Annotated in this window: 18 protein-coding genes; 9 read left to right on the top strand and 9 right to left on the bottom strand. The window is 72.6% G+C overall.

The window, feature by feature from the left end; translation table 11 throughout:
• Nucleotides 1-7 precede the first annotated feature (7 nt).
• On the bottom strand, nt 8-1,228 hold the full coding sequence (locus tag NNW99_RS36030) for a CdaR family transcriptional regulator (protein WP_215123376.1): 1,221 nt from the start codon (nt 1,226-1,228) through the stop codon (nt 8-10).
• 260 nt (nt 1,229-1,488) lie between these two features.
• On the opposite strand from NNW99_RS36030, the gene NNW99_RS36025 reads away from it, so the two are divergent.
• Together NNW99_RS36025 and NNW99_RS36020 are read left to right on the top strand one after the other, a co-directional pair.
• The gene (locus NNW99_RS36025) at nt 1,489-2,337 is read left to right on the top strand and encodes a DUF4394 domain-containing protein (protein ID WP_215124574.1); all 849 of its coding nucleotides are present in this window, start codon (nt 1,489-1,491) and stop codon (nt 2,335-2,337) included.
• A 180-nt stretch (nt 2,338-2,517) separates the two neighbouring features.
• On the top strand, nt 2,518-3,906 hold the full coding sequence (locus NNW99_RS36020) for an MFS transporter (protein ID WP_215123374.1): 1,389 nt from the start codon (nt 2,518-2,520) through the stop codon (nt 3,904-3,906).
• Between the two features lie 56 nt (nt 3,907-3,962).
• On the opposite strand, the gene NNW99_RS36015 is transcribed toward NNW99_RS36020, so the two are convergent.
• The 4 genes from NNW99_RS36015 to lnt all read right to left on the bottom strand — a co-directional run bounded on the left by NNW99_RS36015 (nt 3,963) and on the right by lnt (nt 9,064).
• On the bottom strand, nt 3,963-5,975 hold the full coding sequence (locus tag NNW99_RS36015; protein WP_215123372.1) for a GAF domain-containing protein: 2,013 nt from the start codon (nt 5,973-5,975) through the stop codon (nt 3,963-3,965).
• 79 nt (nt 5,976-6,054) lie between these two features.
• Nucleotides 6,055-6,855 carry a 3-hydroxybutyrate dehydrogenase gene (locus tag NNW99_RS36010; protein ID WP_215123371.1) on the bottom strand — a complete coding sequence of 267 codons (801 nt, stop codon included), beginning with the start codon at nt 6,853-6,855 and terminating at the stop codon, nt 6,055-6,057.
• A 54-nt stretch (nt 6,856-6,909) separates the two neighbouring features.
• Nucleotides 6,910-7,389, bottom strand: a complete 480-nt coding sequence (locus NNW99_RS36005; protein WP_215123370.1) for an NUDIX domain-containing protein — start codon at nt 7,387-7,389, stop codon at nt 6,910-6,912.
• Nucleotides 7,390-7,456: 67 nt separating this feature from the next.
• Nucleotides 7,457-9,064 (bottom strand): apolipoprotein N-acyltransferase, encoded by a 1,608-nt coding sequence (gene lnt / locus NNW99_RS36000; RefSeq protein ID WP_215123369.1) that lies wholly within the window; start codon nt 9,062-9,064, stop codon nt 7,457-7,459.
• Between the two features lie 336 nt (nt 9,065-9,400).
• Between lnt and NNW99_RS35995 the strand changes: the two genes are divergently transcribed.
• Nucleotides 9,401-10,408, top strand: a complete 1,008-nt coding sequence (locus NNW99_RS35995) for an O-antigen ligase (RefSeq protein WP_251058020.1) — start codon at nt 9,401-9,403, stop codon at nt 10,406-10,408.
• A 37-nt stretch (nt 10,409-10,445) separates the two neighbouring features.
• On the opposite strand, the gene NNW99_RS35990 is transcribed toward NNW99_RS35995, so the two are convergent.
• Together NNW99_RS35990 and NNW99_RS35985 are read right to left on the bottom strand one after the other, a co-directional pair.
• Complete coding sequence (locus NNW99_RS35990) at nt 10,446-10,997, bottom strand: hypothetical protein (RefSeq protein WP_215123366.1); 552 nt, start codon at nt 10,995-10,997, stop codon at nt 10,446-10,448.
• A gap of 110 nt (nt 10,998-11,107) precedes the next feature.
• Entirely contained in the window at nt 11,108-11,893 is a 786-nt protein-coding gene (locus tag NNW99_RS35985) for a glutamate racemase (protein WP_215123364.1), read from the bottom strand.
• A 39-nt stretch (nt 11,894-11,932) separates the two neighbouring features.
• Between NNW99_RS35985 and NNW99_RS35980 the strand changes: the two genes are divergently transcribed.
• Complete coding sequence (locus NNW99_RS35980) at nt 11,933-13,126, top strand: glycosyltransferase (RefSeq protein ID WP_215123363.1); 1,194 nt, start codon at nt 11,933-11,935, stop codon at nt 13,124-13,126.
• 22 nt (nt 13,127-13,148) lie between these two features.
• On the opposite strand, the gene NNW99_RS35975 is transcribed toward NNW99_RS35980, so the two are convergent.
• The gene (locus tag NNW99_RS35975) at nt 13,149-14,366 is read right to left on the bottom strand and encodes a TerD family protein (protein ID WP_215123362.1); all 1,218 of its coding nucleotides are present in this window, start codon (nt 14,364-14,366) and stop codon (nt 13,149-13,151) included.
• A gap of 296 nt (nt 14,367-14,662) precedes the next feature.
• Here NNW99_RS35975 and NNW99_RS35970 point away from each other — a divergent pair, with 296 nt between their 5' ends.
• From NNW99_RS35970 to NNW99_RS35955, 4 genes are all read left to right on the top strand, one after another.
• The gene (locus tag NNW99_RS35970; RefSeq protein WP_215123360.1) at nt 14,663-15,091 is read left to right on the top strand and encodes a DUF6643 family protein; all 429 of its coding nucleotides are present in this window, start codon (nt 14,663-14,665) and stop codon (nt 15,089-15,091) included.
• A 42-nt stretch (nt 15,092-15,133) separates the two neighbouring features.
• Complete coding sequence (locus NNW99_RS35965; protein ID WP_215123359.1) at nt 15,134-16,027, top strand: MOSC domain-containing protein; 894 nt, start codon at nt 15,134-15,136, stop codon at nt 16,025-16,027.
• Nucleotides 16,028-16,134: 107 nt separating this feature from the next.
• Nucleotides 16,135-16,740 carry a hypothetical protein gene (locus tag NNW99_RS35960; RefSeq protein WP_215123357.1) on the top strand — a complete coding sequence of 202 codons (606 nt, stop codon included), beginning with the start codon at nt 16,135-16,137 and terminating at the stop codon, nt 16,738-16,740.
• Nucleotides 16,741-16,971: 231 nt separating this feature from the next.
• Nucleotides 16,972-19,407, top strand: a complete 2,436-nt coding sequence (locus NNW99_RS35955; protein ID WP_215123356.1) for a right-handed parallel beta-helix repeat-containing protein — start codon at nt 16,972-16,974, stop codon at nt 19,405-19,407.
• Here the strand turns inward: NNW99_RS35955 and NNW99_RS35950 are convergent.
• Nucleotides 19,377-21,764 carry a hypothetical protein gene (locus NNW99_RS35950; protein WP_215123355.1) on the bottom strand — a complete coding sequence of 796 codons (2,388 nt, stop codon included), beginning with the start codon at nt 21,762-21,764 and terminating at the stop codon, nt 19,377-19,379. The two genes, NNW99_RS35955 and NNW99_RS35950, sit on opposite strands and share 31 nt — an antisense overlap.
• A 291-nt stretch (nt 21,765-22,055) precedes the next feature.
• Between NNW99_RS35950 and NNW99_RS35945 the strand changes: the two genes are divergently transcribed.
• Nucleotides 22,056-22,886: a DeoR/GlpR family DNA-binding transcription regulator gene (locus NNW99_RS35945; RefSeq protein ID WP_215123354.1), complete on the top strand. Its 831-nt coding sequence runs from the start codon at nt 22,056-22,058 to the stop codon at nt 22,884-22,886.
• Nucleotides 22,887-22,892: the final 6 nt, after the last annotated feature.

The following is a 22,892-nucleotide window of genomic DNA, read 5'->3' as shown; positions in this document are numbered from 1 at the left end:
ACGCGTTTCATCGCCATGCTCCCGACAGGCGCCGGGTGACCACGGCACTGAAGGTGCGTACGCCTCGTGTCGATCCAGGGTCGATGCCCGTGAGCTCACGGACCCGGCGCAGGCGGTAGTCCAGGGTGCGGGTGTGGACGTTGAGCGAGGTCGCCGTGGCACCGCGGTGCATGTCGTGGCGGTAGTACGCGTCGAGGGTGGTGAGGAGGTCGGGGCCACTCTCCAGGCGGCGGGCCAGGGTGCGGAGCCAGTCGTCGACGAGTGGCACGTCCGCGACGGCGAGTTCGACGAAGACATCGGCCAAGGTGTGCGGCCGCAGCCGGACGGATGACCGGCGCAGCGGGGCCGCCCGGCTGACCCGGCGAGCGCGGTCCAGAGCGTCGGCCAGCTCCGGCAGCGGTGCGACGGACGCGCCGACGGCGCAGGGGCGGCCGAGGGCCTGGGCGACGTCCTGTACGAGGTCCGGCAGGTGGTCGGGAGCAGCGTGCGGTGGTGCGCTTTGCGCTGCCTCGGGGCCGGAGAACAGGGGAAGCAGGGTGATCAGCTCACCGCTCCCGTCGCCGCCCTCCGGTCCCCACATGATCGGCGCACGGTGGCTCTTCACGAGCGCCCGGATCTCGCTTTCCAGGAAACGATCGATGGCGGGCCGGTCCGGAATACGGAAAACCGTCACCGCGTAGCGGTCCGGGAGTTCCATTTCGACTGCTGCGGCGAGTTCCGCAGAAATCGGATCTCCGTTCAGCAATGACCGGGCCAGCAGGGCGACCTGCTCGGTGTACGGCATTCGTCGGCGCAGTACGCGCACGAATCCCTGGCGGTAGGAGGCGATACCTCGTTCACCCTGGGGGGCGAACCAGGCCATCATGCGCATGATTTCTTCGACACCGCCGCCGCGCTGAGCCTCGGTCGCCTCGTTGATCTCCCGCAGCATGAGGGCGGTGTGCACGCGCAGCAACCGCTGCCGCGCGTCGGGCGACATGCCGGCACCTGCCCGCAGCTCCCCCATCGAGGCGATGTAGCCGAGATCCTCTTCGCTCAACTCGCTGTTGTCCGGAGCGAGTTCAACGGTACGACACCGGAGCCACATCGCGTGTTCCAGCGTCTCGGCCCGCGCCCGGGAGTCCTTGTCCAGGAACCCGAACTCCGGGATCTCACGTGTGTATGTCTCGACCTCACGACGGGCGTTGGTCGACGCCTGCCGGGCCAGCTCGGCGAAGAGGCTCCCCATGAACGCGAGCATGCCATTCAGGACGAGCGGGCCGACAGGAGGGATCCGGACGGCGTTCATCACTCCGCACAAAACGGTGGCAGGTGTATCGACAGGGCTTTTATCACAGTGCGCAAAATTCCCGGATCGGGGTGTTTCCGTCAACCTTTTCGCTTGTGGAGGAACTGTGAAGCGGCCTTAATGAGAACCGCCTTCGGCACGATCCGGTGATCAATAACGGGAGGGAAACTCCGATGACAGCAGACACAAGAAAGAGAATCATGGCGGCGGTCGCGGTCATGGTCACATCGACGGCGCTCATGCTCGGCGCGCCCGGCACCGGCTCGGCCGCCCCCGCCGCCACGCCCAGCCTGCGCGCCTTCGGGATCAGCGGCGACGGCACCCTGATGGCCACGTTCACGACCGACCGGCCGCAGGTCCTCGACTGGGTCAGGGCCGTCACCGGCCTCAGCGGCGACACAGGCCTGATCGGGATCGACTTCCGCGTGCAGGACGGCCTCATGTACGGCGTCGGCAACAAGGGCGGCATCTACACGATCAAGACCCCGCCGGCCACCACGGACGTGGTGGTCACCAAGGTGTCCCAACTGCAGTACGCGCTGCACGGCGCGAACTTCGGCGTCGACTTCAACCCCGCCGCCGACCGCCTGCGCGTGATCAGCGACAACGGCCAGAACCTGCGGCACAACCTGGGCGACCACAGCACCATCCAGGATCTGAACCTCACCACCCCGCCGACCGAGGGCACGACCAAGGGTGTCTCGGCCGCCGCCTACACGAACAACGACCTCAACGCGGCCACCGCGACCACGCTCGTCGACATCAACACGACCACGGACCAGGTCGTCCTCCAGTCCCCGGCGAACAACGGCACGCTCGCCCCGACCGGCAGCCTCGGCATCGACGCCGGAATCAACGCCGGCATGGACATCTACAGCACCCTGTCCGGCGGGAAGACGGTCGACAACGCCGCGTTCGCCTCCCTCACCCCGTACGGCGCCAACACCCCCTCGCTGTACAGCGTCAACGTCTTCACCGGCCAGGCCACCTCCATCGGCCAGTTCCCGCTGAACATCACGGACCTGGCCGTCTCCCTCACCGGATCCTGACCCCCTGCCCTCGCCGCGGCCCGGCCACCGCCGGCCCGCGGCGAACCGGCGCCGGCATGGTGCCCCCACGCACTCCCGCCCCCAGAACTATGGTGTCCCACCACATACGCCACTGACCTGCGGATTCCTACGGTATGGCGACACACAACCGTCCCCGCCAACCGCCTGGAAGTGGTGCCGATGACCTCCCCCGCGACCGCTCCCCCACCCCCCGCCAACCTCAAGCGCATCGTCACGGCCAGCCTCATCGGCACCACCATCGAGTGGTACGACTTCTTCCTCTACGGCTCCGCGGCCGCCCTTGTGTTCAACAAGCTGTTCTTCCCGGACTCCGACCCGCTCGTCGGCACACTGCTGTCGTTCCTGACGTACGCGGTCGGATTCGCGGCCAGGCCCCTCGGCGCGCTGGTGTTCGGGCACTACGGCGACCGGATCGGGCGCAAGAAGCTGCTGGTGCTGAGTCTGCTGTTGATGGGCGGGGCGACGTTCGCGATCGGGCTGCTGCCGACGCACGCCACGATCGGGACGGCCGCGCCGGTCCTGCTCACCGTGCTCCGGCTGGTCCAGGGGTTCGCGCTCGGCGGTGAGTGGGGCGGTGCCGTGCTGCTGGTGTCGGAGCACGGGGACGCGCGGCGGCGGGGATTCTGGGCCTCGTGGCCGCAGACCGGCGCGCCGGCGGGGCAGTTGCTCGCGACCGGTGTCCTCTCCCTGCTGACGACCCTCCTGTCGGACGCCGCGTTCGGAAGCTGGGGCTGGCGGATCCCGTTCCTGCTCTCCGGGGTGCTGGTGATCGTCGGTTTGTGGATTCGTCTGTCTGTCGACGAATCGCCGGTCTTCAAGCAGGCGTTGGCGCAGGCCGAGGCCCGCAAGGCGGACCGGGCCGCGGAGGCGGAGAAGCTGCCGCTCGTCGCCGTGCTGCGGCACCACTGGCGTGACGTCCTGATCGCGATGGGCGCGCGCATGGCGGAGAACATCAGCTACTACGTGATCACCGCGTTCATCCTCGTCTACGCCACCACCTCGGCCGGTGTCTCCAAGCAGACCGCGCTCAACGCGGTGCTGATCGCCTCGGCCGTGCACTTCGTGGTCATCCCGGCGTGGGGCGCGCTCTCCGACCGGATCGGTCGCCGGCCCGTCTATGTGATGGGGGCCGTGGGGGTCGGGCTGTGGATGTTCCCCTTCTTCTCGCTGATCGACACCGGCGGCTTCGGCAACCTGATCCTCGCCGTCACGGTGGGCCTGGTGCTGCACGGGGCGATGTACGCCCCGCAGGCCGCGTTCTTCTCCGAGATGTTCGCGACGCGCATGCGCTACTCCGGAGCGTCCATCGGCGCGCAGTTCGCCTCGGTCGCGGCGGGCGCGCCCGCACCGCTGATCGCGACCGCGCTGCTGGCCGACTACGGCAGCTCCACGCCGATCGCCCTGTACGTCATCGCCGCCGTCGTGCTCACGGTCGTCGCGGTGGTGGCTGCCAAGGAGACCCGCCACCGGGACCTGGCCGATGTCGCCCCTGACGCGGACGCGGACCGGACGGCGGCCGCTCCGGCTGCGGACGCCCGGACCAGCTGACCCTCCGGGGTCTGTCGGCCCAGCCCCCGTACGTCCGTGCCGGTCACGTACGGGGGTCAGTGCCGTCCGGGCTCCGACAACCGGTGCAGACGCAGGGCTAGCTGGATCTCCAGGGCGCGGGCCGGGGTCTGCCAGTCGTCGCCGAGGAGGCGGCCGACCCGCTCCAGGCGCTGGGCGACCGTGTTCACATGGACGTGCAGTTCGTCCTTGGTGCGGGCGGGGCTCATACCGCAGGCGAAGTACGCGTCGAGGGTGCGCAGCAGTTCGGTGCCGCGTCGTCGGTCGTAGGTGACGACCTGGCCGATGGTGCGGTCGACGAAGCCGGGTATGTCCCGGTCGCCGGCCAGGAGCAGCCCCAGGAAGCCGAAGTCCTCGGCGGCGGCCCCGTCCCCGGAGCGGCCGAGCAGCCGCAGGGCGTCGAGGCAGCGCCGGGCCTCCGCGTAGGCCGTCGCCACGCCGTCGGTGCGGGTGGCGAGGTCCTCGGCGGGTGCGGAGGCTCCGACGGTGACCGGCGTGTGGACCGCCGTGCCCAGGTGGCGGGCGGCGCGGCGGGCCAGGTCGGTGGCGCTGTCGCCGGGACCGAGGGGCAGCAGCAGGACGGTGCCTCCGTCGCGCGCGGCGGCCAGGCCGTGCCGGGTGGCGGCGAGGTGGGACGCCGCGGCCGCCAGGCGTCTGCGGGAGTCCGCCTCCTGGTCGGCGTCGGCCGCGCCGCCTTCGAGACGCGCGGCCAGCACCACGTGGACGGCGTCGAGGTCGGCGTGCAGTCGGGCCGCGCGCTCCCGCAGCAGGCGCGGATCGCGGTCGCGGGCGTCCAGCAGGTCGTCGAGCAGTTCGCCGCGTACGCGCTGTTCGGCCTCGGCGGCGGACCGGCGGGCGAGGAGCAGCAGGGAGGTGACCATGGCGGCGCGCTCCAGGGTGCGCTGGTCGACGGGGTCGAGCCCCGGGTGGCCCCGCAGCACCAGGGCGCCGAGCAGTTCCCCACCTGCTGCGACAGCGGCGATCCAGTCGTCCTCGAACCGCACGGCGTGCCCGTCCGCGCGGGACGATTCCAGGGCCTCGGCCGGTGCGGCGGCGGCCTCGGCGAAGACGACCGTGCCGTCGAGGACCTCGGAGACCGCGGCGGCCACGTCGTGCACCCCGCCGCCCCGCAGGACCAGCTCGGCGAGCCGGTCGTGCACATCGGAGGCCCGCTCGATGACGCCGCTGCGGTCCCGGATGATCTCGTTGGCGAGCTCCAGATCGGCGAGGGCCGACCGGGTCTCGGCGAGCAGGTTGGCCGTGTCGATGGCGGCCGCGGCGAGGGCGGCGAAGGAGCCGAGCAGGGCGATCTGCTCCCGCTCGAAGACCCGGGCCCGGCGGTCCGCGGCGAAGAGCACGCCGATGACGTGGTGCCCGAGCATCAGCGGCACGCCGAGGATGGCCACGAGCCCCTCGTCCCGCACGCCCGCGTCGATGGTGCGGGTGTGCTGGAAGCGGTCGTCCTTGAAGTAGTCGTCGGTGACGTACGGGCGGGCGGTCTGCGCGACCAGACCGCCGAGGCCCTCCCCCATGCCGAGCCGCAACTGCTGGAAACGAGCCGCGACCGAGCCCTCGGTGACCCGCATATGGGTGTCGCCTCTCGCCGGGTCGTTCAGGCTGAGATAGGCGACGTCCGTGCCCAGCAGCGAACGGGCTCGCTGCACGATCGCCTGGAGCACGGCGTCGAGGTCGCGCAGCCCGGCGAGGTCGTGGGCGGTCTCGAACAGGGCGGACAGCTCGGCCTCGCGACGGCGCCGTCCCTCCAGCTCGGAGCGCACGCGCAGCGCGAGCGGCTTGGCCCGCTGGAGCGCGGCGATCCACTCCGCGGACCGGCCTTCGGCGCGCGCGAGCAGCACCGGCTGCTCGTAGGCGTCGGCGGAGGCGCCCCGGGCCAGCAGCTCGAGGAAGGGCGTCTCGGCATCGGCCGGAGGCATCCCGGCGTCGGCCCGAGGCATCTCGGCGTCCGCCGGAGGCACCTCGGCCTCGGCCGCCGGCGCTTCGACGGCACCGGCGGCGGAGCGCTCGGCTGACTGCACGTGATCGCTGGACATGCTCACAGGATTCACCATGACCCGGCCGTCCCGTCAGCCCTGTGGATAACCCGGGAACCGACACTGCCGGGCCAGGAGATCAATGGGCGGTCCAGCCGCCGTCGAGCGCGAGCGACGTGCCGGTCACGAAGGACGCGTGCGGGCCGCACAGATACACCACGGCCTCGGCGACCTCCTCCGGTTCGATGAGCCGCTTGAGGGAGCTGTCCTGCAGCAGCACCTCGGACAGGACGCGCTCCTCGGGGATGCCGTGCGCCTGCGCCTGGTCGGCGAGCTGCTTTTCCACCAGGGGTGTGCGCACATAGGCGGGGTTCACACAGTTCGAGGTGACTCCGTGGGGTGCGCCTTCCAGGGCGGCGGTCTTGGAGAGTCCCTCCAGGCCGTGTTTGGCGGCCACATAGGCCGACTTGTAGGCCGAGGCACGCAGCCCGTGGACGGACGACACATTCACGATGCGGCCCCACCCCTGGCCGTACATGTGGGGCAACGCACCGCGGATGAGCCGGAACGGTGCCTCCAGCATCACCGTGAGCACCAGGTGGAAGGCGTCGGGCGGGAACTCCTCGATGGGGCGCACCAGCTGGAGCCCGGCGTTGTTGACGAGCACGTCGGTGCCCGCGGCGGCCTCTTCGGCGGCGTCCAGATCGGTGAGGTCGAGGACGTGCGGTTCCACCGTGCCCGCGAGGCCGTGGCCCTGTTCGGCGAGCGTCTCCAGGCCCGCGGCGTCCCGGTCGACGGCTCTCACCTTCGCCCCGGCAGCCGCGAGCCGCAGCGCGCAGGCGCGGCCGATGCCGCCGGCGGCGCCGGTGACGAGCGCGGTGCGGCCGCCGAGGTCGAGCGAGGAGGCGTGGGGGGCCGGGGAGACACGGGGCGCGGTCATGCGTCGACCTTAGAAAGCGCCCCTGCCCGGCCCCATGTGGTCACGCCCCATAGTTCAGCTGGGGGCAGTGGGGTCGAACCATGTGGGGGTGTCCGACACAGCCTGCTTGATCCGGAGCAGGCCGAACTCGTTCAGTTCGGGCAGGGCGTCGATGTCGAACCAGCCCACGTCCAGCGACTCGTCGTCGTTGACCCGTGCCTCGCCGCCGACGGCCCGGCAGCGCAGGGTGATGTCCATGTACTGGCAGGTGTCACCGTTGTCGTAGGTGACGGGGCTGAGCGCCTGGACGAGGACGACCCGCTCGGCGACGCAGTGCACGGCCGTCTCCTCGTGGACCTCCCGTACGGCGCAGGCCGCGGGCTCCTCCCCCGGGTCCGGGATGCCGCCGATCACGGACCACTTGCCGGTGTCGGACCGGCGGTTGAGCAGCACTCTGCCCTGGTCGTCGAAGACGATGGCGGTGACTCCGGGGAGCCAGAGCAGCTGATGGCCGGCCGATGCGCGGAGGGTCCGGATGAAGTCAGGAGTAGCCATGCCCACGACCCTAATCGGCCGGTCGCGGTGTCTCGCGCGATTCAGGCAGCGTGCGACGGGCGTACGGCTATACGTCACCAGCGCGTCGTCCGCGCAGACCGGCGCCGACGGCCCAGCCCAGTCCGCCGGCCGCGACCAGCACGAGGGCGATCTCCGGCAGGATGCCGAGCCGCGTGGCGGGGGTCTGGGAGGACCGCAGCGGCACCTTCTGAACGAGTGAGTCGGCGACGAACATGCCGGTCTTCTGCGTGATCTTGCCGTCCGGCATGATCATCGCGCTGACTCCGCTGGTCACCGGCACCGTCACGGTCCTGCTGTGCTCGACCGCGCGGACCCGGGACATGGCGAGCTGCTGGTAGGTCATCTCGCTGCGGTCGAAGGTGGCGTTGTTGCTCGGCACGGAGATCATCTGGGCGCCGTCGGTGACCTCGGAGCGCACGGTCCAGTCGAAGGCGGCCTCGTAGCAGGTGACGAGGCCGACCTTGGCGCCGTCCATGGTGAACACGCCCGGCTCGGTGCCCCGGCTGAAGTCCTGGCGGACCATCGCCGTCCAGTTCTTGTTGATCGCGCCGATGAACGAGCGCAGCGGCAGGTACTCGCCGAACGGCTGGATCTGACGCTTGTCGTAGGTGTCGACGGGGCCCTTGGCCGGGTCCCAGAGGATCTGCTCGTTGTACAGCTTGCCGTCGCGCTCGACGACGCCGCCGACCGAGATGGGCACGCCGATGGCCCTGGCCGCCTTGTCGATCACGGCGCGGGCGTCGGGGTTGGCGAAGGGGTCGATGTCGGAGGAGTTCTCCGGCCACAGGACGAAGTCGGGACGGGCGACCTTGCCGGCCTTGACCTGGGCGGCCAGGCGTTCCGTCTCGCGCGCGTGGTAGTCGAGCACGGCCCGGCGCTGGGAGTTGAAGTCGAGGCCCGCGCGGGGCACATTGCCCTGGATCGCCGCGACGGTCACGCTGCCGTCCTCGGCCTTGTCGCTGACCAGCGGCCGTGCGGCCACGGCGCCCACGACGGGGACGGCCACGCTCAGCAGGCCCACGGCCGCGGCGGCCCGTCGTACCGTCCCGGTCCGCCGGGTCTCCACGGCCAGGCGGACGACCTCGTACAGTCCGAAGCCGCACAGGACCACGGCGAAGCCGAGCACCGGGGTACCGCCCACGGCCGCGAGCGGCAGGAACACCCCGTCGGCCTGACCGAACGCGACCTTCCCCCAGGGGAAGCCCTCGAACGGCACACGCGCGCGTGCCGCCTCTCCGGCGATCCACACGGCGGCCGCCCACAGCGGCCAGGCGGGCAGCTTCGACACCGCCGCGACGCCCGCGCCGACCAGGGCGACGAAGACCGCCTCGATGACCACCAGGGCGAGCCAGGGGCCCGGCCCGACCTCCACTCCGGTCCACACCAGCAGCGGCAGCAGAAAGCCGAGGCCGAAGAGGTAGCCGAGGCCCAGTCCCGCCTTCCAGCTCCGGCCGCGCAGCACCCAGCCGAAGACGGCGAAGGCCGGCAGGGCCAGCCACCAGAGGGTGCGGGGCGGGAAGCTGACGTACAGGAGCAGGCCGGAGAGCGCGGCTGCGGCGGCCGGAAGCAGACGCCGGGCCCACGTCCGCGCCCGGGGCGCGTTCCGCGGCTCCAACTGGTCCGACTCGCCGACGGAGGTTGCGGTGACGGTCACTCCCGGAGTCTAAGGCGCGTGACCTTGAGGCCGACAGCGCGGTCCGAGGGTCGACGGCAGCACACCGTACGGGGGTCCACGCGCGGCGTGGCCCCGCCCCCGCAGCATCGTTCCTGCTCATTTCGTCACGACACATCCACAAACCGTCCACCAGCGGCTACGGTGTGCCGAAGTTTCAGTCGTGCGGCCGGTTACGGCCGGTGCGGCCGGGGGTCTTCACAGGTCGGGGGCGACGTGGTGCGGGGGCGGGGCGGGGTGGGTTCACGTGGGCTGACGTCCGCGTCCGGACTGGACGCGGACGGCGAGAGAAGAATCGTTTCCGATGCGGCGGGCGTCGTGGTGCTGGGAGCGTGCGCGGGCTGGTCCCTGCTCACGGCCGCGGTGCACGAGGGCCGGCCCGAGGGGGTGCTCCTCGCGGTGCTGGCCGTGGCGGCCGGCTACGCGGCCGGGCGGATCGGCGGGGCGCTGCTGCCGGTCGGCACGCCCTGCGCCGGTGCGCTGGCGGGTGTCGCGCTGACCGTGGCCGTTCCGCATCTTGCTCCGGGCCCGCAGATCACCGCGCCCCTGGGACATGCCGGGGCCACGGCGGCCGTGCTGACGCTGTCCGCCGGTGCCGCGTGCTGCGCGGCCTGGGCCGCCGCCGCTCCGGCCGCCCGGATCGCCCTGCGCCTGCTGGCCGCCGGGACCGCGGTACTGGCGGCCGTGCTCGGCTCGACCACCGGCTGCGTCACCTGCCTCGCGGTGCTGTTGTGCTCGCTCGCCGCGGGCCGCACCCGCCGTCGCGGCGCCGGCCTGGTCCTCCTGGCCGCGGTCGCCGCCCTGGTGACCTGTCTGGCCTGGGCGGTTGCCGCGCGGGCCGTACCGGGCGGGCTGGTGGCCGCCCTCGAAGGGCGGCTGACTCCGCACCGCGTACGACTCTGGGAGGACGCGTGGCAGCTGCTGCGCGAGGACGCCGTGCTGGGGGTCGGCCCGGGCCGCTTCGGGGAGCTGAGCACGACCTCCGCCCAGTCGCTGCTGTCCGACGGCAAGCCCCACTCGGCGCCTCTGCAGCAGGCGGCCGAGCAGGGCCTCGTGGGCGTGGCCCTGATGGCGGCGGCGTTCGGCTGGGTGTTGTACGCGCTGTGGCGCGGTCCGCGCCCGACGCCGGTGGTGCTCACCGCGGGCGCGACCCTGACGGCCCTCGCCGCCATCGCCGCGATGGGCAACGCGCTGAGCTTCACCGCGGTGTCGGTCGGTGCGGGTCTGCTGGCGGGGACGGCCACGGCACGCCCCTGGGCCGACGAGCAGGCGACCCGCGCCCCGGACACCCACCCGCGCGGCGCCGGACGTACGCCTGCCTGGTGAGGCCGCCCCGGTGATCACGGCCGGCGATCCACCGCGCTCAGTGCGCGGGAGCCTCCGGCTTGGTGGGCCGCAGCCGTGCCTTGATCACCTGCACGGCCGCCTCCGCGTCGTCCACGGTGACCGTGAAGGTGTGGCCGTCCCACAGCTCCAGCACGACGCCCTCACCCCGGCGGACGACCACCGCGGTGCCCTTCTCGGGCCGCCAGCGGTAGCCCCAGCCGCCCCAGTGCCGGGGGGTGACATACGGCAGGTACGTCGCGCCCGCCACATGGGAGAGCGGGATACGACGGCGGGGCAGCCCGATGTGGCCGCAGCGCACCTCGAGGTGCTCGTCGTCGACCCGGAGCGCGACGTGCACGAAGGCGAGCGTTCCGAAGAGGACCAGCAGCCCGGCGGCGATGCACCCGACGACGGCCATGACGAGCGCGGCGCCGGACCTCCACGCCGAGTCGACGGCCAGCTCGATGCCCAGCGCCAGGCAGGCGGCACCGACCAGCGCCAGCAGCCACTGGACCCGATTGGTGGCACGGCCGGTCCAGACATCGGGGTGCGAGTGGGAGGTGTTCTCGCCGTGGGGGTGGTCCCTCATGCATATGAGGTTACTCAGGTTTCGCTCCGCCGGTACCTCGTGGCGGAGCGTGACTGCGCCGACCGGCGGAGGCCCGTCCGGAACGGGCTACGGCCGGTGACAGGTGCCGGTCAGCGTGCGGGGGTGACCGCCTGGAGCAGTCGCCCTTCGTCGTACGCCAGGGCGGGCGCGGGCAGCGTGCCCTCGCGTCCGCTCAGCAGCACGGTCAGGGTGCCGTGGGGCGGGGCTCCCGGTGCGGGCTGCTCGCCGAGCCGGCGCAGGGCCTGGGCGGCGACGGCGCCCGCGGAGCCGTGCAGCACGAGGGGCGGGCGGCCGGGGCGCTGGACGGCGGCCCGGATGCGCTCGGCGACCAGTTCGTAGTGGGTGCAGCCCAGGACGACGGTCGTCACCTCGTCGGGGGTCAGCGCGGCGGCCGCGGCCACGGTGGCGTCGATCGCCGCCTCGTCCGCGTGTTCCACGGCCTCGGCGAGGCCCCAGCAGGGCACCTCGGCGACGGGCACTCCGCCGGCGAAGTCACGGATCAGGGCCTTCTGGTACGGGCTGCCGGTGGTGGCCGGGGTGGCCCAGATGGCTATGGGCCCGCCGCCGGCCGCGGCGGGCTTGATCGCCGGGACGGTGCCGACGACCGGGAGTCCCGGTTCGAGGCGGGCGCGCAGGGCGGTGAGCGCGTGCACGGTCGCGGTGTTGCAGCCGACGATCAGGGCGTCGGGGCGGCGCTCGGCGGCCGCCTCGGCGACGGCCAGGGCACGCTGGGTCAGGTCCTCCGGGGTCCTCGGTCCCCACGGCATGCCGTCGGGGTCGAGGGAGAGCACGAGATCGGCGTCGGGGCGCAGACGCCTCATCGCGGCGGTGGCCGCCAGCAGACCGATTCCGGAGTCCATGAGCGCGATCTTCACCCGATCACGATAGACGATGAGCCTTCCCGGGCAGGCCCGGTGGGGCAGACTGCGCGCGTGAGCGCCGTTGTGTGGACCGCCGCTGGATCACTTCTCGCCTGGCTGTGGCTGCTGCTCTGCCAGGGCTTCTTCTGGCGCACAGACGTGCGACTGCCGCCCCGCCGGGACCCGGAGGCGTGGCCCTCCGTGTGCGTCGTCGTCCCCGCCCGCGACGAGGCGGCGATGCTGCCCGCCGCGCTGCCGTCCCTGCTCCTTCAGGACTACCCGGGGCGGGCGGAGGTCTTCTTCGTCGACGACGGCAGCTCGGACGGCACCGGTGAGCTCGCGCGGGAACTGGCGCGCCTGCACGGCGGGCTGCCGCTGACCGTGGGCTCGCCGGGCGAACCGCCCCCGGGCTGGGCCGGGAAGCTGTGGGCGGTGCGCCACGGCATCACCCTGGCACGCGCGCGTGATCCGGAGTATCTGCTCCTGACGGACGCCGACATCGCGCACGCGCCGGACAGCCTGCGGGAATTGGTGGCGGCGGCCCGCACGGGAGGATTCGACGTGGTCTCGCAGATGGCCCGGCTGCGGGTGGGGAGCGCCTGGGAGCGGCTCGTCGTGCCGGCCTTCGTCTACTTCTTCGCGCAGCTCTACCCCTTCCGGCGGATCGGCAAGGAGGGCACGCGGACGGCCGCCGCAGCCGGTGGCTGCGTACTGCTGCGTACGGAGACCGCCGAGCGGGTGCGGGTCCCGGACGCGTTCCGGCACGCCGTCATCGACGACGTGGCTCTCGCCCGGGCCGTCAAGGGCGGCGGCGGGCGCGTCTGGCTGGGGCTCGCCGACCGGGTGGACAGCGTGCGGCCGTATCCACGGCTGCACGACCTGTGGCGGATGGTGTCGCGCAGCGCGTACGCCCAGCTGCGGCACAACCCCCTGCTGCTGGCCGGCACGGTCGCCGGGCTGGCACTGGTGTACCTGGTGCCGCCGGTGGCGGTCGTGGCCGGCCTGGCCGCGGGGAGCGCGGCGGCGGCGACCACGGGCGGACTGGCGTGGCTGGTGATGACCGGGACGTACGTCCCGATGCTCCGCTACTACCGGCAGCCGCTGTGGCTCGCTCCCCTGCTGCCGTTCACCGCGTTCCTCTATCTCCTCATGACGGTCGATTCGGCGGTGCAGCACTACCGGGGACGCGGTGCGGCCTGGAAGGGCCGCACCTACGCCCGTCCGGAAGCCGTGCCCGACGAGGGCTGACGGCCGTCGGCGGGAAGGGCGGTCACTTCCTGCCGGGGGTCCAGTTCATGCCCCAGCCGTAGGCGTAGTCGACCGTGCGCTGCGGGCTGACCCCGCGCTCGGGCACCAGATAGCGCGCCTCCCGCTGGACGACCAGATCGCCGCCCGTGTTGGTGATCAGGGCGAGCGCGCACACCGGTGAGGGGACCGTGCACTCGTCGAGGGAGAACTCGATCGGGGCGCCGTACTGCGGCTGGAGCGTGACGGTGGCGTTCAGGTCGGCGAAGGAGCGGGCGCCTTCGTAGATGGTGACGAAGACGAGGAGGCGCCGGAAGGCGTTCTTGTGGTCGAGATTGACGGTGAGATTCTCACCGGCCGCCACGGCGCCGGTGCGGTCGTCGCCGTCGAGGTGGATGTACGGAGGCTGGTGCAGCGCTCCGAAGGCGTTGCCGAGGGCCTGTACGACGCCCTTGCTGCCGTCGGTGAGTTCGAACAGCGCGCACAGGTCGAGGTCGAGGTCGGAGTGCATCGCGGCCGGGCGGCCGAATTTGCCGCTCCACCCCGAGAACTGCTTGCGCACCTCCCAGTTGAGGTTCACATGGAGGGCGCCGGAGGTGCCGCCCTGCTTGGTGAGCGAGACGGAGGGGGCCGCCTTGGTGAGCGTCACCTTGGTCAGACGAACCGGCGCAGGTGCCGCCGGTGCCGCGGGCGGGGGCGCTGCCGCGGCCGGGGCCGTCCGCTGCGGTTCGTCGACCGTGATGCCGTACTCCGTGGCCAGCCCTTCGAGCCCGCTGCTGTAGCCCTGCCCGACGGCGCGGAACTTCCAGGCGCCCTGGCGGCGGTAGAACTCACCCAGCACGAAAGCGGTTTCACTCGTGGCGCCCGGGTTGTCGAAGCGGGCCATCGGAGTGCTCCGGCCGGCGTCCTGGACCTCGATGTACAGGTCCGGGACCTGCCCGAAGCTGCCGCCGTCGGCGGAGGCGGCGAGGACGACCGTCTCGATCGAGGGCTCCACGCGCGTGAGGTCGACGAGGAGCGCGTCGGTCACCCGGCCGTCGGTGTGGCGCTTGCCCTCGTGGCGGATCGCGCCGGAGGAGTGCGCGGGCTGGTTGTAAAAGACGAAGTCCGCGTCGGAACGCACCTTCCCGCTTACCAGCAGCAAAGCGGAAGCGTCCGCGTCGGGCACGCCAGGTCCGGTCCGCCAGCCCAATTCCACGCGCAGTGCCGCGGTAGGCACAGGAGTGTTTGAACCTTTCAGCATTTGCATGTCCGCCCCCATCGCGTATCACCGCGCCAGGCACATCCCGGCCGCCTGTCGAGTTCCGTGCGCACAACCTATTCCTCCGCGCGGCGAACTCCCATGCGCCGCCGCCGGAAGACCGCCGGCCAACCCCTGGTAACCGGCTCGGAACTCGGCCTTTACAGGATCAGAACCCTGTTCGGTGCCCTTTTTTGGCGAGTTCGCTCGCATTGGGGATCCCAGGTCACGGGGGACGCGGAAAACAACCCTCTTATCGGTCTCCCCAACCAGCACATCGTTGGCTTAACTTATGTGGCATGACCTCCCCCCGCTCCACCTATGGCGGCGGCTACTACTCCGCCTCCTTCCCGGACACCCCGATCTACGACAGGCTCGTCGCCGAGCGGGGCACCCCGCAGATCGCCCCGATCCGGGTCCCCGCGCAATACGACATGCCCGGCAGCAACCTGCCCGCCCTCCCGTCGGCGCTGCCCGCCCTCCCGGCAGCCCCCTCCCAGCCCGCCTATGGCTATCCGCAGGCGCAGCAGCCCGCCCCGCTCCAGCAGGCGCCCGCGGCGTACATCCCGCAGCAGGCCTCCGCACCGCGCGGCTATCCCGGCCCTCAGCCCCAGCAGCCCCGCCCGGCGGCGCCCGGCGGCTACGAGGCGATGCGCCCGGCGGCTCCCCGCCCCGCACCGGCTCCCTATCAGGACCCGTACAACAACCAGCAGTACCGCGGGTACTGAGCGGTCCCGGGGGTTGTCGGTGCCGGCTGGCACGATGACCCCATGGGGAACGCACGTCTGCACTCGATCCACGTCCATCCGGTCAAGGCGGTCCGGGGCCTGGCGCCCCGGAAGGCCGTCGTCGAGCCCTGGGGGCTGGCCGGAGACCGGCGCTGGGTGCTGATCGACGACGGGGGAAGGGTCGTCACGCAACGCCAGCAGCCGCGCCTCGCGACCGCCGCCGCGGATCTCCTCCCGGACGGCGGCGTCCGGCTGTCCGCGCCCGGCATGGAGCCGCTGACGGTGCCCGTTCCCCGGCCCCTCGGCATGGTGCCGGTGCAGATCTTCCGCGACAAGGTCGACGCGGTCCCGGCCGAGGACGAGGCCGCGCACGCCTGGTGCAGCGCCTACCTCGGCATCGACGCGCGCCTGGTGTACATGCCCGATCCGGCCACACGCCGACCCGTCGACCCCGAGTACGCGCGCCCCGGCGAGACCGTCTCCTTCGCCGACGGCTTCCCGCTGCTGCTCACGACGGCGGCCTCGCTCGACGCCCTCAACACCCTGATCGCGCAGGGCGACCACGCGGACGAGGGCCCGCTGCCCATGAACCGATTCCGGCCCAACGTGGTCGTCGCGGGCACCGACGCCTGGGCCGAGGACACCTGGTCGCGCATCGCCGTCGGGGAGGTGTCCTTCCGGGTCGCGAAGCCCTGCGGCCGGTGCGTGGTGACCACCACCGACCAGGGCTCGGGCGAGCGCGGCCGCGAGCCCCTGTACAGCCTCGGGCAGCACCGTCGGCTCGGCGGCAAGCTGGTTTTCGGGCAGAACCTGGTACCCCTCTCCGAGGGCACGATCCAGGTCGGGGACCCGGTCAGGATCCTCGAGCGGCGCGGGCGGGAGGTCCCCGACCGGGATGGGAACAGGGCCGCGGGCCCGGGCGTTGGCCTGGTGTGAGAAGTTCATGAGAGACCCGTGAGAGGTGATCTGGCTCTCTCTTCTACGGGTCCGCGCGTGGAGGGCTCCGCGGGGGGTTATCACGGAGCGGGAAGGGGGTGCGGTCGGTGCGTGCGATCAGGGGACTCTGGCGCTGGCGGCGCAATCCACTGTGCCGGGCGACCGATCTGGCCGAGGCGTGGGTGGCGCTGGCGGCCCTGCTGCTGATCCTCCTGGTCGCCCCGGTGGCCGGATCCTTCGTCGGAGTCGCCGCCCAGGACACGCTGCAGCAGTCTGTCCGGGCACAGCACGAGGCCCGGCATCAGGTGACGGCCACGGTGGTCCGCAAGCTGGACCGCTCCCCCCTCGACGCCGATCCCGAGACCTCGTCGGGCAGGGACCTGCGCAATCGCGTCCTCGCCGACTGGACCGCCCCGGACGGCACCGCGCACCAGGGCCCGGTCCTGGCGGGCCTCAAGGACCCGCAGCAGGGCGACGAGTTCCGGATATGGACCGACCGGCAGGGCCGGATGGTGGCCCGCCCGCTCGACCCCGCGACGGCGTCGACGCACGCGGTCATCGGCGGCATAGGCGCGGCCCTGGCGGCTGGCGGCCTCGTGGAGGGCGCCAGGCGGCTGATCGTCTGGCGCATGGTCCGCCGCAGGTACGCCCGTTGGGACCAGGCATGGGACAAGGCGGGCCCGGACTGGGGCAGGACGGGCACCGGCAGCTGAGACGGCCTTTCGACTCTGGTCAACCCATCACCCGCGCGCACGCTACGGTGGTCCGGCCGAGACGATCGGCACAACCCGCGCGCGAGCGAGCAGGAGGGGCGCGCCGGTGTCGCTGCCGCGTGCGCGCGCAGGCCACAGAGGCCGAGCACGGCCGCGACTCACGACACGGGCTGAAGCGCCCCGAGGGCGAACGAGCCATCAGTACGACCGAGGTGGGGGCACAGCTACACCATGGCACAGGGCACGGTCCAGGTGACGCACACCGGCACGTCGCGGTGGCGGCGCCGCACGGGTGAGTACGCATCGCTCGCCGCCGCTCTGGAGGCCGCGGCCGACGGAGACGTCCTCACCGTCGCCCCCGGCACCTACCGGGAGAACCTCGTCGTGCAGCGCTCGGTGACCCTGCGGGGGCCCGAGGGCTCCCCCGGCTCGGTGCGGATCGCGCCGCTGGACGGGGTGCCTCTGACCGTGCGCGCCTCGGCGGTGGTGCAGGACCTGCATGTGGAGGGCCAGGACTCGGCGGCCCCGGCCGTGCTGGTGGAGGAGGGCACACCGGAGCTGCGGGACGTGCGGGTCGTCACGCGCTCGGCGGCGGGCATCGAGGTCCGCGGCAACGCCCGGCCCACGGTCCGGCGCTGCGCGGTCGACAATCCGGCGGGCGTCGGCATCGCCGTACTCGACGGCGCGGGCGGGTTGTTCGAGGAGTGCGAGGTCGTCGCGGCCGGCCAGTCCGGCGTGGCCGTGCGCGGCGGCGCCCACCCCCGTCTGGAGCGCTGCCGGGTGCACCACACCTCGGGCTCGGGCCTGTCGGCGACCGGGGAGAACTCGGCGCTGGAGGCGGTGGGCTGCGAGATCTACGAGGTCCGGGGCAGCGGGGTGCAGATCACTGGCCGGGCCACCGCGCACCTCACGGACTGCGATGTGCACCGGACGACGGCCGACGGCGTCACGCTGGACACGGACGCCGTGCTGACGCTCGCCGACTGCCGTATCCACGACATCCCGGAGAACGCGGTCGATCTGCGCTCGCGTTCGGTCCTCACGCTGACGCGCACCACGGTGCGGCAGTTCGGGCGCAACGGCCTGTCGGTGTGGGACCCGGGCACGCGCGTGGACGCCAACCAGTGCGAGATCTTCGACAGCACGGGCGACTATCCGGCGGTGTGGGTGAGCGACGGCGCCACGGCGGTGCTCGACTCCTGCCGGGTGCACGACGTGCCGGACGCGCTGTTCGTCCTCGACCGCGGCTCGCGCGCGGACGTCGTGGACAGCGACCTGTCGCAGGTGCGCAACACGGCCGTGTCGGTGAGCGACGGCGCGACCGCCCAGCTCGACGACTGCCGGATCCGGGACGCGGCGACGGGCGCCTGGTTCCGCGACCACGGCAGCGGCGGCACCCTCAGCAACTGCACGCTGGACGGCACCCAGACCGGCGTCATCGTCACCAAGGGCGCCGACCCCACCGTGGAGCGCTGCACCATCGACTCCCCGGCGGAGGCCGGGGTCTATGTCTCGGCCGGAGGCCGCGGCAGCTTCCAGAACTGCCGGGTGACGGGCAGCGGCGGCTACGGCTTCCATGTGATCGACGGCAGCCGTACGACGCTCAGGAAGTGCCGCACGGAGCGGTGCACGCGCGGCGGTTACGAGTTCGCGGACAGCGGCTCGGACGCGTCGTCCGGCACGGGCCCCGTGGTGGAGGACTGCACCAGCGACGAGAGCGCGGGGCTCAGGGCGACCGCGGCGCGGGAAACGGCCGTGCAGACGGTGAGCCACTCCCCCGGTCTGCTGGGCGCCCTCCCGGGACAGCGCACCGAACCGGAGCCCCCTGCCCCGGCCGTGGAGCCCGAGGAGCCGTCCCGCACGTCCAAGGCGGTCCTCGGTGAACTGGACGCGCTGGTGGGCCTGGAGAGCGTCAAGCGCGAGGTGCGTGCCCTCACCGACATGATCGAGGTCGGCAGACGTCGGCAGCAGGCCGGCCTGAAGGCGGCGTCGGTCAAGCGGCACCTGGTCTTCACCGGCTCCCCCGGCACCGGCAAGACGACGGTCGCGCGGCTGTACGGCGAGATCCTCGCCTCCCTCGGTGTGCTGGAGAAGGGCCATCTGGTCGAGGTCTCCCGGGTCGACCTGGTCGGCGAGCACATCGGCTCGACCGCGATCCGCACCCAGGAGGCCTTCGAGAAGGCGCGCGGCGGCGTGCTGTTCATCGACGAGGCGTACGCGCTGTCCCCCGAGGACGCGGGCCGCGACTTCGGCAAGGAGGCCATCGACACGCTGGTGAAGCTGATGGAGGACCACCGGGACGCGGTCGTGGTGATCGTGGCGGGCTACACGGCCGAGATGGAGCGCTTCCTGTCGGTCAACCCGGGTGTGGCGTCCCGCTTCTCGCGGACCATCACCTTCAGCGACTACGGCCCCGAGGATCTGCTGCGGATCGTGGAGCAGCAGGCCGAGGAGCACGAGTACCGGCTGGCGCCGGGCGCCGCCGAGGCCCTGGGGAAGTACTTCACGGAGCTCCCCAAGGGCCCGGCCTTCGGCAACGGCCGTACCGCGCGGCAGACGTTCGAGGCGATGGTGGAGCGGCACGCGAGCCGCGTCGCCCAGGTCGCGGAGCCGAGCACGGACGACCTGACGCTGCTCTACGACGAGGATCTGCCCGAGCTGCTCTGAGGATCCTCCTCCGGGCCCGGGCAGGGCGCCTCGCCGGGGTGCCGCGGGGCCGGCAGACCCGGTGTCAGGCGGGCCAGCAGCTTGCGGCGTTCCTCGGCGAACGCCGGGTCGGCCTGGTAGTCGGAGTGGCCGAGGATCGGCGCGGGCAGCGGCAGCAGATCCGTACGGCCGTAGGCGAGCGGGTCCTTCAGGGGGCCGTGGTCGACCTGGTGGCCACGGTCCTCGGGCAGGCGCATCGGGCCGCCTATGGGGTCGGTGAGCCGGTAGAGGTTGCGCCAGCAGTCGACCTCCCGGTGCAGTGAGCCGAGCGCGGCGGGGCCGAAGTGCGCCGGGAACCAGCGGCCGTAGAGGCGTTCCAGCGGGGAGCCGTAGGTCAGGAGCGCGACGCGTTTGCGGGCGGCGGGGGCGAGTTGCCAGGCCGCCGCGGCGGCGAGCACGCTGCCCTGTGAGTGGCCGGAGATGACGAGCCGTCCGCCGGTGGTCCGGGTCCAGGTCGCCATCCGCCAGGTCAGGTCGGGCACGGCGCGTTCGGCGTAGCAGGGCGGGGCGAAGGGGTGGGCGGCGCGCGGCCAGAAGGTGCCGACGTCCCAGAGGATGCCTATGGTGCGGCGGGCCGCCGCGTCCTTGTAGGCGCGCCGGCCCCAGGTGACGAACAGTATGAAGCCGAGGCCGATCAGCCAGGAGCCGAGGGCCTGGGCGGTCTCCGCGGCGCCGTGGACGACGGGGTAGGAACCCTGCGCGGCCTTCCCGGGTGTCTCGTCGGTGGTCAGGGCGCCCACCAGGGCTCCGGCGCCGAGCAGCAGGGTGACACCGGAGGTGACGGCGACGACGCGGGGTCCCCGGTCGGTGAGCGCCGCCATCGCGCGGGTGTAGGCGATACGGCGGGTCCGGGCGCGGTCCTGGGCCTCGTCCGGGTAGTCCCGTGCCACGGCGTCGCGCTCGGCGCGGGCGAGCTGCCAGGCGCGCCGGCCCAGCCAGCCGAAGAGCACCAGCAGCACCACGATCAGGGGCGGGATGACGGAGGCCTGCCAGGTCAGCAGGACCGGTGGGCCCTCGATCGACGTGCCGGTTCCGTCCAGCCAGTCGGACACGCGCTGGGACACGCCGCCGGACATCACCCCGCCCAGGGCGCAGGCCAGCATCGCGACGGCCGGTCCGCCGAGGCCGCGCAGCACGGCCCGCCGGTCGGGGTCGGTGCGATGCAGGGCGTGGGCGACGACGGCGAGGACGAGCACGAGCAGCCCCTGCACCAGGGCGATGCCGCCGAAGGTCATGTCGCCCGGCAGCCGCCCGGCCGACTCCCAGCCGGGGCGCTCCCACCCCGCGTACAGCAGGGTGAGACCGAGCAGGACGAGCGCGGCGACCGGCAGGCGTCGTACACAACGTTCGTCGAGTTCCCGGTCGAGGCGCCTCTCGCTGCGGCCCCGGCGGCACACGACCCACACCACGGCGACCGCGCAGGCCGCGAGGGCCGCCTCCAGGAGCAGGCCCAGGATGTTCAGTACGGCGGGGCCGCCGGGCTCGCGGTCGCGGCGGGCGGCGGCGCCGGCGACCGCGGCGGCGACGGTGATCAGTCCGGCGGCGGTGTGCGCGGCGCGCAGCCGGGCCACCAGCCGGCGTCCGTACCAGAACCCGGGCCGGCCCAGCGCGGTCGGGCTGCCGTCGTCGGGCTCGGGGGCGCGTTCGATCGGCTGCTGGGACTCGTAGTCGGTCCAGGTGCGCTTGGACAGGTACCACAGCAGCGCGGTCAGGGCGGTGGGGACGAAGGCAGCGAGGGCCAGCCTGCGGCCGGGGCTGCTCCACCAGCCGCCGTCCGAGACGGTGGGCGAGAGGAAGCCCAGCCAGGAATGGCGGTCGGCGCAGGCGGTAGTGCCGGCGCACTGCCAGGCCGCCAGGTCGAGGGCGACCTCGCAGGCCGCCGCGACGAGCAGCACCGTCAGGGTGAGCCCGGCCAGCCGTACGAGGAGGCCGTAGAGGCGCACCGTGCGTCTTCGGCCGCGGGCGGTGGGGCGCATCCAGTGGGCGAGGTTGACGACCATGAACGGCAGCAGCAACAGCCACAGGGCGCGGGTGCCGTTACCGGAGGTGAGGTTGCACCAGACGTAGGCCTCGGGCACGGGTCCGTCACGGCGGTGGGCGTCGGGGCTGGTCTCCGCGTCGACGTCGTCGGCGCGCCGGAAGACGGCCGCGATGTTGTCGCCGGTGATCCGCACCGTCCGCGGATCGTTGAGCATGTCCTGCGGCGTGGTGCCGCCCACGCCGTGGACCAGGAGTTCCAGGGCGGTCCCGGTCTCGCCGGGCCGCCCGCCGGGCTGGTCCGGCCCGCCGGTAGAGACCTGTTCCTGCGCACGTTCCACTGATTCGCACTTCCCCCGTGACACGCCGTCGGCTCTGTCCGTGCGGGCACAAGGATCTCCGCTTTCGGGGCGCCGCACACCTCCTGTCACGGAATCTCCCCGATCCGTGACCCTGGGAAGCGACGGATGAGCCACAAGTGACATGTGCGCGACGAGCAGTCGGTGGCGCCGCCGACTCCGCGACATGCGAGGATGAGACGTCCGCGCATCGGCGCCCGGGGAGAATGTCCTAGTGGGGGCGGGTGTGCCGGGCGAGTCGGACGGCATTGAGGCGAAAGGACCGGAGCGTACGTGAGCGAGAATCAGAACCTCCTCGCGGAGCAGCGGCGATCCCTGATCCTCGACGAGGTCCGCCGCCGGGGCGGCGTCCGGGTCAACGAGCTGACCCGCAAGCTCGGCGTGTCGGACATGACGGTCCGCCGCGATCTCGACGCGCTGGCCCGCCAGGGCGTTCTGGAGAAAGTGCACGGCGGCGCGGTCCCGGTGGTCGAGGCGAGTACGCACGAACCGGGCTTCGAGGCCAAGTCGGGCCTGGAGCTGACCGCCAAGGAGGACATCGCGCGGGCCGCGGCCAAGCTGGTCGCGCCGGGCGCGGCGATCGCCCTGTCGGGCGGTACGACGACCTTCGCGCTCGCGCACCAGTTGCAGGACGTGCCGGATCTGACGGTGGTCACCAACTCGGTGCGGGTGGCGGACGTCTTCCACGCGGCGCAGCGCACCTCGGGCCCGAGGCAGGGCGCGGCCACAGTCGTGCTGACCGGTGGTGTGCGCACTCCGTCCGACTCGCTGGTGGGGCCGGTGGCCGACCAGGCGATCGCGGCGCTCCACTTCGACCTGCTGTTCCTCGGTGTGCACGGCATATCGGTCGAGGCCGGTCTGTCGACGCCGAACCTCGCGGAGGCCGAGACGAACCGGCGGCTCGTGCAGTCGGCCCGGCGGGTGGTGGTGGTCGCCGACCACACCAAGTGGGGCAAGGTGGGCCTGAGTTCGTTCGCCTCCCTGGAGCGGATCGACACACTCGTGACGGACGCCGGTCTGCCGGACGAGGCCCGCGGCGTGGTCGTGGAGCATCTGCGGCGGCTGGTGGTGGCCGGGGAGCCCGAGGACGGGGCAGACAGCTGACGGACC

This window comes from Streptomyces sp. CRCS-T-1 (genome assembly GCF_024442335.1).
GTDB classification, from domain to species: Bacteria; Actinomycetota; Actinomycetes; order Streptomycetales; family Streptomycetaceae; genus Streptomyces; species Streptomyces koelreuteriae.
Note: the sequence above shows the minus strand (reverse complement) of the source record. Positions and strands in the feature narration are given on the sequence as shown.

Coding starts and splice junctions, on each gene's coding strand:
- NNW99_RS36020 (WP_215123374.1), top strand. CDS start 2,518: ATGACCTCCCCCGCGACCGCTCCCCCACCCCCCGCCAACCTCAAGCGC.
- NNW99_RS35965 (WP_215123359.1), top strand. CDS start 15,134: ATGGGGAACGCACGTCTGCACTCGATCCACGTCCATCCGGTCAAGGCG.
- NNW99_RS35975 (WP_215123362.1), bottom strand. CDS start 14,366: ATGCTGAAAGGTTCAAACACTCCTGTGCCTACCGCGGCACTGCGCGTG.
- NNW99_RS35990 (WP_215123366.1), bottom strand. CDS start 10,997: ATGAGGGACCACCCCCACGGCGAGAACACCTCCCACTCGCACCCCGAT.
- NNW99_RS35970 (WP_215123360.1), top strand. CDS start 14,663: ATGACCTCCCCCCGCTCCACCTATGGCGGCGGCTACTACTCCGCCTCC.
- NNW99_RS36015 (WP_215123372.1), bottom strand. CDS start 5,975: ATGTCCAGCGATCACGTGCAGTCAGCCGAGCGCTCCGCCGCCGGTGCC.
- NNW99_RS36010 (WP_215123371.1), bottom strand. CDS start 6,855: ATGACCGCGCCCCGTGTCTCCCCGGCCCCCCACGCCTCCTCGCTCGAC.
- NNW99_RS36025 (WP_215124574.1), top strand. CDS start 1,489: ATGGCGGCGGTCGCGGTCATGGTCACATCGACGGCGCTCATGCTCGGC.
- NNW99_RS36005 (WP_215123370.1), bottom strand. CDS start 7,389: ATGGCTACTCCTGACTTCATCCGGACCCTCCGCGCATCGGCCGGCCAT.
- NNW99_RS36030 (WP_215123376.1), bottom strand. CDS start 1,228: ATGGGGAGCCTCTTCGCCGAGCTGGCCCGGCAGGCGTCGACCAACGCC.
- NNW99_RS35955 (WP_215123356.1), top strand. CDS start 16,972: ATGGCACAGGGCACGGTCCAGGTGACGCACACCGGCACGTCGCGGTGG.